General features: G+C 64.9%; 14 protein-coding genes. 13 read left to right on the plus strand and 1 reads right to left on the minus strand.

Annotated features, from left to right (window positions below; translation table 11 throughout):
- The first annotated feature begins 5 nt into the window (after window positions 1-5).
- The 9 genes from cmk (at window position 6) to cysM (ending at window position 8,349) form a co-directional block, all read left to right on the plus strand.
- A complete protein-coding gene (cmk, locus tag ASE30_RS14165) occupies window positions 6-692 on the plus strand; it encodes a (d)CMP kinase (protein ID WP_057285197.1) in 687 nt (228 codons plus the stop codon).
- 214 nt (window positions 693-906) lie between these two features.
- Window positions 907-2,625 (plus strand): 30S ribosomal protein S1, encoded by a 1,719-nt coding sequence (rpsA, locus tag ASE30_RS14170; protein ID WP_057284933.1) that lies wholly within the window; start codon window positions 907-909, stop codon window positions 2,623-2,625.
- A 3-nt stretch (window positions 2,626-2,628) separates the two neighbouring features.
- Window positions 2,629-2,988 carry an integration host factor subunit beta gene (locus ASE30_RS14175; protein WP_057284934.1) on the plus strand — a complete coding sequence of 120 codons (360 nt, stop codon included), beginning with the start codon at window positions 2,629-2,631 and terminating at the stop codon, window positions 2,986-2,988.
- A 158-nt stretch (window positions 2,989-3,146) separates the two neighbouring features.
- The gene (locus ASE30_RS14180; protein ID WP_057284935.1) at window positions 3,147-3,461 is read left to right on the plus strand and encodes a lipopolysaccharide assembly LapA domain-containing protein; all 315 of its coding nucleotides are present in this window, start codon (window positions 3,147-3,149) and stop codon (window positions 3,459-3,461) included.
- Between the two features lie 60 nt (window positions 3,462-3,521).
- Window positions 3,522-4,736: a lipopolysaccharide assembly protein LapB gene (gene lapB / locus ASE30_RS14185; RefSeq protein ID WP_057284936.1), complete on the plus strand. Its 1,215-nt coding sequence runs from the start codon at window positions 3,522-3,524 to the stop codon at window positions 4,734-4,736.
- Window positions 4,733-5,674, plus strand: a complete 942-nt coding sequence (rfaE1, locus tag ASE30_RS14190) for a D-glycero-beta-D-manno-heptose-7-phosphate kinase (protein WP_057284937.1) — start codon at window positions 4,733-4,735, stop codon at window positions 5,672-5,674. Before lapB ends, rfaE1 begins: the two co-directional genes overlap by 4 nt.
- Entirely contained in the window at window positions 5,671-6,660 is a 990-nt protein-coding gene (gene rfaD / locus ASE30_RS14195; protein ID WP_057284938.1) for an ADP-glyceromanno-heptose 6-epimerase, read from the plus strand. The genes rfaE1 and rfaD overlap by 4 nt, the downstream gene beginning before the upstream one ends.
- 171 nt (window positions 6,661-6,831) lie before the next feature.
- Window positions 6,832-7,359: a helix-hairpin-helix domain-containing protein gene (locus ASE30_RS14200; protein ID WP_082601579.1), complete on the plus strand. Its 528-nt coding sequence runs from the start codon at window positions 6,832-6,834 to the stop codon at window positions 7,357-7,359.
- Between the two features lie 81 nt (window positions 7,360-7,440).
- Entirely contained in the window at window positions 7,441-8,349 is a 909-nt protein-coding gene (gene cysM, locus ASE30_RS14205) for a cysteine synthase CysM (RefSeq protein WP_057285199.1), read from the plus strand.
- A 123-nt stretch (window positions 8,350-8,472) separates the two neighbouring features.
- Here the strand turns inward: cysM and mltB are convergent, their stop codons facing one another.
- Window positions 8,473-9,630, minus strand: coding sequence for a lytic murein transglycosylase B (mltB, locus tag ASE30_RS14210; protein WP_057284939.1), 1,158 nt, complete (start codon window positions 9,628-9,630; stop codon window positions 8,473-8,475).
- A 10-nt stretch (window positions 9,631-9,640) separates the two neighbouring features.
- Between mltB and ASE30_RS14215 the strand changes: the two genes are divergently transcribed.
- The 4 genes from ASE30_RS14215 (at window position 9,641) to aspT (ending at window position 14,155) form a co-directional block, all read left to right on the plus strand.
- On the plus strand, window positions 9,641-10,564 hold the full coding sequence (locus tag ASE30_RS14215; RefSeq protein ID WP_082601580.1) for a histone deacetylase family protein: 924 nt from the start codon (window positions 9,641-9,643) through the stop codon (window positions 10,562-10,564).
- Between the two features lie 70 nt (window positions 10,565-10,634).
- Window positions 10,635-11,384, plus strand: a complete 750-nt coding sequence (locus ASE30_RS14220; protein ID WP_057284940.1) for an electron transfer flavoprotein subunit beta/FixA family protein — start codon at window positions 10,635-10,637, stop codon at window positions 11,382-11,384.
- Window position 11,385: 1 nt separating this feature from the next.
- Window positions 11,386-12,315 (plus strand): electron transfer flavoprotein subunit alpha/FixB family protein, encoded by a 930-nt coding sequence (locus ASE30_RS14225; protein ID WP_057284941.1) that lies wholly within the window; start codon window positions 11,386-11,388, stop codon window positions 12,313-12,315.
- Window positions 12,316-12,463: 148 nt separating this feature from the next.
- The gene (gene aspT / locus ASE30_RS14230) at window positions 12,464-14,155 is read left to right on the plus strand and encodes an aspartate-alanine antiporter (RefSeq protein WP_057284942.1); all 1,692 of its coding nucleotides are present in this window, start codon (window positions 12,464-12,466) and stop codon (window positions 14,153-14,155) included.
- Window positions 14,156-14,251 lie beyond the last annotated feature (96 nt).

Here is a 14,251-nt window from a genome sequence, read left to right on the forward strand (position 1 = left end):
TGTCCATGACTTTGACGGCTTCGACTCATTCCTCCCTGGCTCCGGTCATCACGATCGACGGCCCCACCGCGTCCGGCAAGGGCACCGTGGCCCATCGCGTCGCCAAAGCGCTGGGCTGGGCGGTCCTCGACAGCGGCGCGCTGTATCGTCTGACCGCCTTGGCCGCGATCAACCGCGGCGTGGCGGCCGAAGACGAGGCCCGCGTGGCCGGCGTGGCCGAAACGCTGGATGTGCGTTTCGAGGGCCCGCATGTCTATCTGGACGGCGCCGATGTCGGCCACGAGATCCGCCGTGAAGAAGTGGGTAATTTCGCGTCCCGGGTAGCCGCTTTCCCAGGCGTGCGCCAGGCGCTGCTCGAGCGCCAGCGCGCTTTCCGGCTGCCGCCGGGGCTGGTTGCGGACGGGCGCGACATGGGTACCGTAGTGTTCCCCGATGCTTCCCTGAAGGTGTTCCTGGTCGCCGACGTCGTCGCCCGGGCGGAGAGGCGGCGTAAGCAGTTGATCGAAAAGGGAATTTCTGCTAATCTTGATGACCTTCTACGGGATATGCGCGAGCGAGACGCCCGCGATACTGGTCGCGCTACTGCGCCCCTGGCTCCCGCAGCAGATGCACACGTGCTGGATTCGTCTGATTTGACGATTGCAGAAACGGTGCAGGCAATATTGGATTTCTGGCAGAAGGCGCAGGCATAGGTGTAGTAGAACCGGGCGACCAAGCCGGGCCAGAATCCAACGAAGCCCCGCTTCAACACTGATTTTTTGATTAGGCCCTGTTCTAGCCAGGCGACACCCCCACGGGCCACCCCGCAAGGGCAAACCGGCAGACAGGTATTTTGACTCCACTGTGGCGGGCAATCCGCTGCGGTGTGTTCTTAACGGCCATTTTGGCCTAATGGATTTCAACCCCATGTCTTCCGTTCCCACTACCGCCACCGCCACCGGCGGCGAAAGTTTCGCCGACCTTTTCGCACAAAGCCTCAAGAGCCAGGACATGAAGTCCGGCGAGGTCATCAGTGCCGAAGTCGTGCGCATCGACCATAATTTCGTCGTCGTCAATGCCGGCCTGAAGTCCGAAGCGCTGATCCCCCTGGAAGAGTTCCTGAATGACCAGGGCGAGCTCGAAGTGCAACCCGGCGATTTCGTCTCGGTGGCCATCGATTCCCTGGAAAACGGCTACGGCGACACCATCCTGTCGCGTGACCGCGCCAAGCGCCTGTCGGCCTGGCTGCAGCTGGAAAAGGCCCTGGAAAACGGCGAACTGGTTACCGGCACCATCACCGGCAAGGTGAAGGGCGGCCTGACCGTCATGACCAACGGCATCCGCGCGTTCCTGCCGGGTTCGCTGGTGGACCTGCGTCCGGTCAAGGACACCACCCCGTACGAAGGCAAGACCCTCGAATTCAAGGTCATCAAGCTCGACCGCAAGCGCAACAACGTTGTGCTGTCGCGTCGCCAGGTGCTGGAAGCCAGCATGGGCGAAGAGCGTCAAAAGCTCCTCGAAACCCTGCACGAAGGTGCCGTGGTCAAGGGCGTGGTCAAGAACATCACCGATTACGGCGCGTTCGTTGACCTGGGCGGTATCGACGGCCTGCTGCACATCACCGACATGGCCTGGCGCCGTGTGCGTCACCCCTCCGAAGTCCTGCAAGTGGGTCAGGAAGTCGAAGCCAAGGTCCTCAAGTTCGACCAGGAAAAGAGCCGCGTCTCGCTGGGCGTCAAGCAACTGGGCGAAGATCCGTGGGTGGGCCTGGCTCGCCGCTACCCGCAAGGCACCCGCCTGTTCGGCAAGGTCACGAACCTGACCGACTACGGCGCGTTCGTTGAAGTCGAAGCGGGCATCGAAGGCCTGGTTCACGTGTCCGAAATGGACTGGACGAACAAGAACGTCGACCCGCGCAAGGTTGTTACCCTGGGCGAAGAAGTCGAAGTCATGGTCCTGGAAATCGACGAAGACCGTCGTCGTATCTCGCTGGGCATGAAGCAGTGCCGTCAGAATCCGTGGGAAGAGTTCGCCACGAACTTCAAGCGCGGCGACAAGGTCCGCGGCGCCATCAAGTCGATCACCGACTTCGGCGTGTTCGTCGGCCTGCCCGGCGGCATCGATGGCCTGGTTCACCTGTCCGACCTGTCGTGGACGGAAACCGGCGAAGAAGCCGTGCGCAACTTCAAGAAGGGCGACGAGATCGAAGCCGTGGTTCTGGGCATCGATACCGACAAGGAACGCATCTCGCTGGGCATCAAGCAGCTTGAAGGCGACCCCTTCAACAACTTCGTTGCCACCTTCGACAAGGGCGCCGTTGTTCCGGGCACCATCAAGTCGGTTGAAGCCAAGGGCGCCGTCGTCACGCTGTCCGTGGACGTTGAAGGCTACCTGCGCGCTTCCGAGATCTCCTCGGGCCGCGTTGAAGATGCCACCACCGTTCTGAACGCTGGCGAGAACATCGAAGCCATGATCGTCAACATCGACCGCAAGACGCGTTCGATCCAACTGTCGATCAAGGCCCGCGACAACGCCGAAACCGCCGACACGATCCAGCGCATGTCCGACGCCAGCGCTTCGTCCGGCACCACCAACCTCGGCGCGCTGCTGAAGGCCAAGCTGGACCAACAGCGCAACGACGGTTAATTCGTGACCAAGTCGGAGCTGATCGCCGCCTTGGCGGCCCGCTATCCTCAGCTGGCCGCCCGCGACACCGATTACGCCGTCAAGACTGTTCTGGATGCGATGACCCAGGCCCTGGCCTCGGGTCAGCGCATCGAGATCCGCGGTTTTGGCAGCTTCTCGTTGTCGCAGCGGTCTCCCCGTGTCGGGCGCAACCCGAAATCCGGCGAACAAGTGCTGGTGCCTGGCAAACAGGTGCCGCATTTCAAGGCGGGCAAGGAATTGCGCGAACGGGTGGACCTGGTCGGCGGCAATGACGAGGACGCTCAATCCTCTGGATCGAGCGAGTCGATTCCGTCCATGGCAGGTTTGCACGCCATGCATTGACGCGTCGGCCAAGCGAAGGCTGCCTTCAGGCAGATCGGACCGCGGACAAAGCCCCTTGAGAAATCAAGGGGCTTTGTTTTTACCCCCGGGGTTTTTTTTCGCTGGCGCGAGAGAGGTCGCTTACAATTGATGGTCTTGAATTATCTGGAGCATGCGCCATGCGCTATCTAGTCTGGGCCCTGCGATTGCTCGTGTTTGTTGCCGTATTGATGTTCGCCTTGAAGAACACCGATCCGGTTGCCGTGAAGTTCTATGCCGATTACGTCGTTCAGGACGTTCCGCTGATCGTCGTCATGCTGGTCGTGTTCGTGCTGGGCGCCCTGTTTGGCCTGCTGCTCACCGTACCCGCCGCCGTGCGCCGCCGCCGTGAAGCCATCCGCCTGCGCCGAGAGCTGGATCGTATCCAGGCCGCCGCCAGCGGCACCACGCCCGTCGTGCCGCCAGAGGCCGTTGCGCCGATGTCGCCGCTGTGACGGCATCGGTCGTGCCGCACGTCCCCCTTTTTGCACCGAATTACCGCATGAGCCCGAATAGTGGATTTTGAACCTTGGTGGTTGATTTTCGTGCCGGTGCTGTTCGCGCTGGGCTGGCTGGCCGCGCGCTTCGACATCAGGCAAATGCTGCGCGAAACCCGCAGCCTGCCGGACTCCTATTTCCGCGGGTTGAACTTCCTGCTCAACGAAGAGCCGGATCGCGCCATCGACGCCTTTGTCGAAGTCGCCAAACTGGACCCTGAAACCACCGAGCTGCACTTTGCGCTGGGCAGCCTGTTCCGCCGCCGTGGCGAGATGGAGCGCGCCATCCGCGTGCACCAGAGCCTGCTGAACCGCTCCGACCTGCCGGTCGCCGAGCGCGAGCACGCGCAGCATGAACTGGCGCAGGACTTCCTGAAGGCGGGCATGCTCGACCGTGCCGAAAGCGGCTTCGAACAGCTCAAGGACACGCGCTATGCCCTGCCCGCGCTGCGCTCCCTGATCCGTATCTTTGAATCCGAACATGACTGGCCGCGCGCCATCGAGGCCGTGAAGACGCTGCAGGGCCTGGTCGACGAACCCGTTCCGCAGATCGTGCACTACTACTGCGAGCAGGCGCAGACCGCCCTGACGGCCAAGCCCGCCGACATCGAGGCCGCGCACAAGGCGCTGGACGCCGCCGATCACGCCCTGGCCACCACGGACGCGGCGTCGAGCAAGGGCGCGATGGTGCGCACCGCCATGCTGCGCGCGCGCCTGGCCCTGATCGAACAGGACCCGAAGCGCGAAAGGCTGTACCTGGAATCGGTCATGACCGATGCGCCCGAGTATGCCGGGCTGGTGGCCGAACAACTGCTGGCCAACTATCGCGGCGCCAATCAGGCGCAGGCGGGGCTCGAGTTCCTGCAGAAGCAGTATGCCCGCCATGCCTCGTTGGATCTGTTCAATGTGGTGTTCAGGGAACTCAGGGTGCAGCAGGGCGCGGCGCCCGCCTGGGCCTTTGCCCGCGGCGCGTTGCGCAGCCATCCTTCGCTGCTCGGCCTGGACCGGCTGCTGGAGGCCGAACTGGCCAACGGCGAGGGCGACGCCGACCATGGTCCGGTGCCCGGCGCCGATCTGACCTTGCTGCGCAGCCTGATCCACAAGCACACGCAACGGCTCGATCGCTACGCATGCCGCAGTTGCGGTTTTCAAGCGCGTCGCTTTTACTGGCAGTGTCCCGGCTGCAACGCCTGGGAGACCTATGCGCCGCGCCGTCTGGAAGAACTTGAATGAACTCTTTTCCCGCCGAAGCCATTTCGCGTAGCCGCGTTCTCGTGGTTGGCGATGTGATGCTGGACCGCTACTGGTTCGGCGAAGTTGAACGCATCTCGCCCGAAGCGCCGGTGCCGGTGGTGCGCGTCGCGCGCCGCGAGGACCGCCTGGGCGGCGCGGCCAACGTGGCACGCAACGTGGCTGCCCTGGGCGGCCACGTCACCCTGGTCGGCGTGCTGGGCGAGGACGAGGCCGGCGACAGCGTCAGGCGCCTGGCCACCGAGGCCGGCATCCAGGCCGACCTGATCGCCGACACTTCCCTCCACACCACGCTGAAGATGCGCGTGCTGGGGCGTCAGCAGCAGTTGCTGCGCGTGGACTTCGAGCAGCATCCGGGCCAGGCCGCCCTGGACAGCGTGGACGCTGCGCTTGCCCGCCATCTGGCCAATCACGATATCGTGGTGCTGTCGGACTACGCGAAGGGCGTGCTCACGCGCGTGGAATCCCTGATCTTCCTGGCGCGCAATGCCGGCATCCCGGTGCTGGTGGACCCCAAGGGCGATGACTATTCCCGCTATCGCGGCGCGACGCTGGTCACGCCCAACCGCTCGGAAATGCAGCAGGCGGTGGGCCGCTGGAATTCCGAGGCCGAATTGACCGACCGCGCGCAGCGTCTGCGCGCCGACCTGAACCTGGAGGCCTTGCTCGTGACGCGTTCCGAGCAGGGCATGACCTTATTTACCGACGCAGGACGCGACCATACCGACGCGCAAGCGCACGAAGTGTTCGACGTGTCCGGCGCGGGCGATACCGTACTGGCGACCTTGGCCGTTTCGCGCGCCATCGACCTGCCCTGGGCCGAGGCAATGAGCTGGGCCAACAAGGCCGGCGGCATCGCCGTGGGCAAGCTGGGCACGTCCATCGTCACCGCCGCGGAGTTGGCAGGAGAACCCTCATGATCGTCGTAACCGGAGCCGCGGGCTTCATTGGCAGCAACCTGGTGCGCGGACTCAACCGCCGTGGCATCGAAGACATCATCGCGGTCGATGACCTGACCGAGGGCGACAAGTTCGTCAATCTCGTCGACTGCAGGATCGCCGATTACATGGACAAGGACGACTTCCGCCGGCGCGTGGCCGACGGCAGCCTGCCCGAGATCCGCGCGGTCCTCCATCAAGGCGCCTGCTCGGACACGACCGAGCGCAACGGCCGCTACATGCTCGACAACAACTACCGCGTCACGCTGGAGCTGTTCGAGTTCTGCCAGGCGCGCCGCATCCCGTTCCTCTATGCTTCGTCCGCCGCGGTGTACGGCGGTTCTTCGGTCTACGTCGAGCACCCCGACAACGAAGGCCCGCTGAACGTCTACGGGTATTCCAAGCTGCTGTTCGACCAGGTGCTGCGCAAGCGCATGGACAGCCTGACGGCGCAGGTCGTGGGCCTGCGCTACTTCAACGTCTATGGCCAGCACGAACAGCACAAGGGCCGCATGGCCTCGGTGGCGTTCCACAACATGAACCAGTTCCTGGAACACGGCCATGTGCGCCTGTTCGCGGGCTGGGACGGCTACGTGGACGGCGGCCAGAGCCGTGACTTCATTTCGGTCGAGGATGTGGTCGCGGTCAACCTGCACTTCCTGGACCACCCCGAGCAATCCGGCATTTTCAACTGCGGCACCGGCCGGGCGCAGCCTTTCAATGACGTGGCCGCCGCGGTGGTGAACACCTTGCGCGCCGAACGCGGTGAAGCGGAACTGACGCTGGCCCAATTGGCGGAGCTGGATCTGATCCGCTACATCCCGTTTCCGGACGATCTCAAGGGACGCTACCAGAGCTATACGCAGGCTGACGTCACCCAATTGCGCGCGGCCGGGTTCACCGCGTCGATGCGCGACGTGCAGACCGGCGTGGCCGAGTACGTGCGCTATTGGCGCGCCCGCAGGTAGCCGCGGCCCGGGCCGTCACCGTGAAAAGCCACCGCGAGCCGGTGGCTTTTTTTCGCGCGCGTGTTTGCCGGGGTGGATGGTTTTGTTCACCGGGCCGGTGCATGCGCAAGCGCGCCACGATGATAGGGACGTGGCGCGACAACCGTTGCGCCGCCATCCTAGGAGAACCCCATGAATCCGTTTTTCCAGTCCACCGTTGCCCGCGCATCGCCGCTTTCGCAATGGCGCAGGCCGCGCCGGGTCACGGCGTCCAACGGCCCCCGCGGCGGCCAGCGCGTCCTGCGGCAGGCGCTGAGCGTCTTGCTGCTTTCGGCTGGTCTTGGTGTCGCCGCGCCGCCGGCGCGGGCGGTGGATGTCAACCAGGCCAGCGCCACCCAGCTTGAAGGCATCCGGGGAATCGGACCGCGCACGGCCGAGATCATCGTGCGCGAACGCGAGCGCGGCGGCAACTTCGAATCCCTGGAAGACCTGAGCGAACGGGTGCGCGGCATCGGCCAGAAAAAAGCCCAGGCGCTGCAGGCGGCCGGCCTGACCATCGGGGGCAAACCCGGGGCCGGGGGCGAGCCGGCCAGCGCCGCGGCCGAGCCGGCCGGCACCTCGGCCAAGCCCGCCGGCACCGGGGCCAAGCCCGCGCAGGCCAGGCCCGCGCCCGCCAAGCCCGGCGCGCCCATGGCGGCGCCGGCGCGCGGCAAGCCCTGACCCCGGGGCGGGTTCGGGAACCCCTGGCGCGAGCGCGGCTTTTGGCCGCGCCCGCCGCCAGGCGGAGTTATGATCGTCGCCATGACTACTACCTATCCCACTATCGAGCAAACCGTCGGCAACACGCCCCTCGTGCGCCTGCAGCGCATTCCCGGGGACGCGGGCGAGGCGCGTGGCAACGTCATCCTGGCCAAGCTGGAAGGTAACAATCCCGCGGGTTCCGTGAAGGACCGTCCGGCCCTGTCGATGATCAAGCACGCGGAAGAGCGCGGCGATATCAAACCGGGCGACACCCTCATCGAAGCCACCAGCGGCAATACGGGCATTGCGCTGGCCATGGCGGCCGCGATGAAGGGCTATCGCATGATCCTGATCATGCCGGACAACCTTTCCGTGGAACGCCGTGCGGCGATGGCGGCCTACGGGGCCGAACTCATCCTGACGCCCGCTGACAAGGGCGGCATGGAGTACGCGCGCGATCTGGCCACCGAAATGCAGGCCGATGGCCGGGGGCTGGTGCTGGACCAGTTCGCCAACCCCGACAACCCGCGCGCGCACATCGAAACCACCGGCCCCGAACTCTGGAATCAGACCGACGGACGCATCACGCATTTCGTGAGCGCCATGGGCACCACCGGCACCATCATGGGCGTATCGGCCTACCTGAAGTCGCGCAATCCCGCGGTGCAGGTGGTGGGCGCCCAGCCGGCCGAAGGCTCGCAGATCCCGGGCATCCGCAAGTGGCCCGAGGCCTACATGCCCAAGATCTTCGACCGCAGCCGCGTGGATTCCTACGAATCCATCCAGCAATCCGAGGCCGAGGTCATGGCGCGGCGGCTTGCTGCCGAAGAGGGCATCTTTGGCGGTATCTCGTCGGCAGGCGCGCTGGTTGCCGCGCTGCGCGTGGCAGAGCGCGTGAACGACGCAACCATCGTGTTCATCGTGTGCGACCGCGGCGACCGCTACCTGTCCACGGGCGTCTTCAACTGACACGCCCGGCGGCGGGCAGGCGGGTTTGCGCCATCCACCGCGGCCGGCAACCGCCTGGCGCGGCTGCCGAATGAAAAAGGCGCCCCGGCCTTGGCCGGGGCGCCTTTTTTTGCGGGTTCCAGGTCAGCGCGCCACGCGGGCCTCGATCTCGGTGGCCAGGTCGGCCACGGAGGTCGCGTAGAAATAGCTGCGGTTGTACTTGGTCAGCGCAAAGAAGTTCGGCGTGCCGACGCGGTATTGCGCCGTGCCCCGGGCTTCTTCGACCAGGTCGACAACCCCCATGGGCTGGCTGCCCCAGCCCTCGCTGGAGGCGCCCGGTTGCAGCCGCGCGCCTGCCGCGGAAAGCGTGTTCCAGCTTTGCTTGGGCTCCAGGCCGCCGTCTACCAGCGCCGTCGGGTCCGCGGGCAATGCCACCGGCGCGAACACGGGCAGGCCGCGCTGCCAGCCGTGTTGCGCCAGGAAGCTGCCGACGGACATGATGGCGTCCTGAGTATTGTTGGTCAGGTCGATATGGCCATTGGCGTCGCCGTCCACCGCGTAGTGCATGACGCTGGTGGGCATGAACTGCGGCATGCCGATGGCGCCCGCGTACGAACCGCGGGTTTCCAGTTCCAGCTTGTCCTTCATGACCAGCGTCAGAAAGTCGGCGAGCTGGCCGCGGAACATGGTGGCGCGTTCGGGTTTGGCGGGATCGGGGTAATCGAAGGCCAGGGTGGCCAGCGCGTCCAGGACGCGGAAGTTGCCCATATTGCGGCCGTACAGCGTTTCGACGCCAATGATGGACGCGATGATGGGCGCCGGCACCCCGAAGCGCTGCGCGGCCTGATTGAGCAGGTCGCGGTTCTCGTTGTAGAACTCGACGCCCCAGCCGATGCGCTTGGGTTCAACGAAGCGCGACCGGTAGGTGAGCCAACTGCGCCAGACCTTCTTGCCGGGCGGGGACGGCGCGATCAGGCGCGCCACCGTGGGGTTATAGCGCGAGCCTTCCAGCGCCGAGACCATGGGCGCCAGGGGCAGTTGGCGTTCGGCCGCCAGGCCTTCCACGAACGACTGGACCTCCGGGCGCAGGGCGCCGGAGGCCGTCAGAACGGCGGGTGCATCATCCGGGGTATCGGGCCCGAGTGTCGGCGTACTGGGTCCGATGCGGATGGGGGCGGCGCCTGTGGCCGGGGCCGTCTGGGCAGAAAGGGCGGTAGAGGGTGCGGTGGGGGCGGTGGTGGAGCACCCCGCCAGCAGGGCGGAAAGCGTTCCGAGTTGCAGTATTCGCCGACAGATGAACATAATCTTCCTTATGGAGACCATGTATCTTACCCACCCGGCATGCCGCTTGCATGAAATGGGCAGTTGGCATCCCGAAAGCCCGCAGAGGCTGGACGCGATTTCAGACCAGTTGCTCGCAAGCGGGTTGATGCCCTACCTGGATGACCGGCAGGCGCCTCAGGCGTCCCGGCAGGCGCTGTTGCGGGTACACACTGTCCAGTATCTGGACAGTTTGCGCGAACATACGCCAGACCAAGGGTATTACCCGATAGATCCCGACACGCTGATGAACCCGCATACCTATGAAGCGGCGCTTCACGCGGCGGGAGCGGGTGTGGCTGCCGTGGACGCCGTGATGGCCGGCGAGGCCCGCACGGCGTTCTGCGCGGTGCGTCCACCCGGACACCACGCTTGCCGGTCGCAGGCGATGGGCTTCTGCTTTTTCAACAATATCGCTGTTGCAGCGCGTCATGCGCTGGAAGCCCATGGCCTGACGCGGGTGGCGATCGTGGATTTCGACGTCCACCATGGCAACGGGACCGAAGACGTGTTCGCCGGCGATGACCGCGTGCTGATGTGCAGCTTTTTCCAGCATCCGTTCTTTCCCAATAGCGGCACCGACGCCCCGGCCGCAAACATGGTGAATGTGCCCGTGGCCGCCTATACGGCGGGCGCCGTGGTCAAGACCATCGTCACCGATACCTGGCTGCCCAGGCTGGAGGCGCATCGCCCCGAACTGATTCTGGTGTCGGCCGGGTTCGACGCGCACCGCGAGGACGACATGGGCCAGATGGGCCTGGTGGAAGCCGACTACGCATGGATCACGGAGCAGCTAGTGGAGGTGGCCGAACGCCACTGTCAGGGACGGATCGTCAGCACGCTCGAGGGCGGTTACAACTTGTCCGCTCTGGGCCGCAGCGTGGTTGCGCATATACGGGCGCTGGCGAAGCTGTAGAATCAGGAAAAAATTGTGCAATGCGATCCCGGCGCATGCCGGGTCATTATTTCCATTTGGAGGCAGCGGGATGAAGGTGTTGGTACCTGTCAAGCGCGTCGTTGATTACAACGTCAAGGTGCGCGTCAAGTCGGATCAGACTGGTGTGGATATCGCCAATGTGAAGATGTCCATGAACCCCTTTGACGAAATCGCCGTCGAAGAAGCGACCCGCCTGAAGGAAAAGGGCACGGTCGCCGAAGTCGTGGCGGTTTCCTGCGGCGTTGCGCAATGCCAGGAGACGCTGCGCACCGCCATGGCCATTGGCGCCGATCGCGGCGTGCTCGTCCAGACTGACGCCGAACTGCAGCCCCTGGCCGTGGCCAAGCTGCTGAAGGCCTTGGTCGACAAGGAGCAGCCGCAGCTCGTGATCCTGGGCAAGCAAGCCATCGATGACGACGCCAACCAGACCGGCCAGATGCTGGCCGCGCTGCTGGACTGGCCGCAAGCCACGTTCGCCAGCAAGGTCGAGGTCGCCGACGGCAAGGTCACCGTGACGCGCGAAGTGGACGGCGGCCTGGAAACGCTGACGCTGAAGCTGCCTGCCATCGTGACCACCGACTTGCGCCTGAACGAGCCGCGCTACGTCACGCTGCCGAACATCATGAAGGCCAAGAAGAAGCAGTTGGACACCGTCACGCCGCAAGACCTGGGCGTCGATCCCGCGCCGCGCCTGAAGACGCTGAAGGTCAGCGAGCCGCCCGCCCGCAAGGCCGGCATCAAGGTGGCCGATGTCGCGGCCCTGGTGGACAAACTCAAGAACGAAGCGAAGGTGGTCTGACATGACGACGCTGGTTATTGCCGAACACGATAACGCCCAGCTCAAGGGCGCAACCCTGAACGCCGTCGCCGCCGCCGCCAAGATCGGAGGCGATGTGCATGTGCTGGTTGCCGGCGCCAACGCGCGCGCCGTGGCCGATCAGGCCGCGCAGGCCGCTGGCGTGTCCAAGGTGCTGCTGGCCGACGCGCCGCAACTGGCTGACGGCCTGGCCGAGAACGTGGCGGCCCAGGTGCTGGCTGTGGCGTCGAGCTACAGCCACATCCTGTTCCCGGCCACCGCCTCGGGCAAGAACGTGGCCCCGCGCGTCGCGGCCAAGCTCGACGTGGCCCAGATCTCCGACATCATCGGCGTGGAATCGGCCGATACCTTCCAGCGCCCGATCTACGCCGGCAACGCCATCGCCACCGTGCAATCGGCCGATGCCGTCAAGGTCATCACCGTTCGCACGACCGGCTTTGACGCCGTCGCGGCGCAAGGCGGTTCGGGTGCGGTGGAAGAGATCGCCGCTGTCGCCGATTCGGGCCTGTCCACGTTCGTGGGCCGCGAAGTCGCCAAGAGCGACCGTCCTGAGCTGGCGGGCGCGCGCGTAGTGGTATCGGGTGGCCGCGGTCTGGGCAGCGCCGAGAACTTCAAGATCCTGGATCCCCTGGCCGACAAGCTGGGCGCCGCCCTGGGCGCTTCGCGCGCCGCGGTCGATGCCGGCTACGCGCCGAACGATTGGCAGGTCGGCCAGACGGGCAAGATCGTCGCGCCGCAACTGTACGTGGCTGTGGGTATCTCGGGCGCCATCCAGCATCTGGCCGGCATGAAGGATTCCAAGGTCATCGTGGCCATCAACAAGGATGCCGAGGCTCCCATTTTCGGCGTGGCCGATTATGGGCTGGTCGGCGATCTTTTCCAGGTCGTGCCGGAACTGACGAGCGCGCTGTAAACCGCCTCTTCCCGCATCAAAAAACCGCAAGCCTCGTGCCTGCGGTTTTTTTTTTCTGGATTTTCCAAATGATTCTGATAATGTAATCGGCGCGCGGTTGGATCTACGGCGCATGTGCTTGACCTGTACAGAACGAAGGAGATTCGGGATGGAATGGTTCTTTGACACACTACGAAAGTATCCAGAGCTGGCGATTTTTCTGACTTTGGGCCTGGGATACTGGATCGGCGCCAAAAAGATCTTTGGCTTCAATCTGGGGGCCGTGACCGGGACTTTGCTGGTGGGCGTGCTGGTCGGCCAGCTCGACATCACGATCGCCCCCATTCTCAAGCAGGTGTTCTTCCTGCTTTTTCTTTTTGGTCTTGGCTACGGCGTCGGGCCGCAATTCTTCCGCGGCATGAAAAGCGATGGCCTTCCCCAGGTCATTTTCGCGGTCATCATCTGCGTGATCTGCCTGCTGGTGACATGGGGCACCGCCGTCGCCTTTGGCTTTGACGCCGGCACCGGCGCCGGGCTGCTCTCGGGCGCGCAGACCATTTCGGCCGTGATGGGCGTGGCGACCGACACGATCAACGGCCTGAACATCGATGCGGCGACCAAGAAGCAGTGGATCGACAGCATTCCGGTGGCCTACGCGGTCTGCTACATCTTCGGCACGGTGGGCAGCGCCTGGCTGCTGGCCTCGCTGGGGCCCAAGCTGATGCGCGTGGACATCGTGAAGGAATGCCAGGAATACGAGGCCAAGATGTCCGGCGGCGCGGATTCGATGGAACTGTCGGGCTACCGCAAGTTCACGGCGCGCGCGTACCGGCTGGACAATGCCGAGTACGTGGGCAAGACGGTGGCGGACCTGGAGGCAAAGTTTGTCGACGCCCGCGTCTTTGTCGAGCGCATCCGCCGCGGCGACCAGATCATCGATAGCGACTCCAGCACCGCGCTGCAGGCCGGCGACGTGCTGGGCGTGACGGGGCGCCATGATGCACTGGTCCTGCAGGCGGCGGGCATCATCGGCACCGAGGTCGAGGACCGGGACGTGATCAATCTGCCCGCCGAGATCATCGAGGTCGTCCTGACCAACAAGAACGTGGCCGGCAAGACGCTCAAGGAACTCGCCGAAAACGAGACCGTGCGGCAACTGGGCCGTGGCGTATTCCTGCGCAAGGTCGTACGGGGCGGTCACGAGATGCCGGTCAACTGGGGCCTGAAGCTGGACCGCGGCGATCGCCTTTTCATACTGGGCCCCAAGCGCGACGTCGAACGGGTGGTGGGCAAGCTGGGTTATGTGGACCGCGCCACCAATCAGACCGACATGGTGTTCGTGGGATTCGGCATCCTGATCGGCGGCCTGTTCGGCAGCCTGGTGATGACCGTGGGCGGCATACCCATCACGCTGTCGACGTCGGGCGGCGCCCTGATTTCCGGGCTGATCTTCGGCTACCTGCGATCCGTGCATCCGACCTTTGGCCGCGTGCCCGAACCGGTGCACTGGTTCCTGACCTCCGTCGGTCTTACCGCCTTCGTGGCGGTCGTGGGCATCGTGTCGGGTCCGGGCTTTGTTCAGGGCTTTCAGCAACTGGGCGCGAAGCTCTTCATCGCGGGCATCATCGCCACCAGCGTGCCGATGATACTGGGCGTGTTCATCGCGCGGTACGTCTTCAAATTCCACCCCGCCATCGCCCTGGGCGTCTGCGCCGGCGCCCGGACCACCACCGCCGCCATCGGACAGATCACCGAGACGGCCAAAAGTCAGGTGCCGGCCCTGGGCTACACGGTGCCTTACGCCATCGGCAATACCCTGCTCATCATCTGGGGGATTGTCATCGTCATGCTCATGTCTTAGCAGGATGGCCCGCAAGCCCTTGGGCTTGCGGGCGCCACAGCAAGCGCGGCAAGCGAAACGGCGCCGCTCTCAAGGCGCCTGTCATAACGCATACCA

Origin of the sequence: Achromobacter sp. Root83 (assembly GCF_001428845.1) — a bacterium.
In the GTDB taxonomy this organism is placed as follows: Bacteria; Pseudomonadota; Gammaproteobacteria; order Burkholderiales; family Burkholderiaceae_B; genus Achromobacter.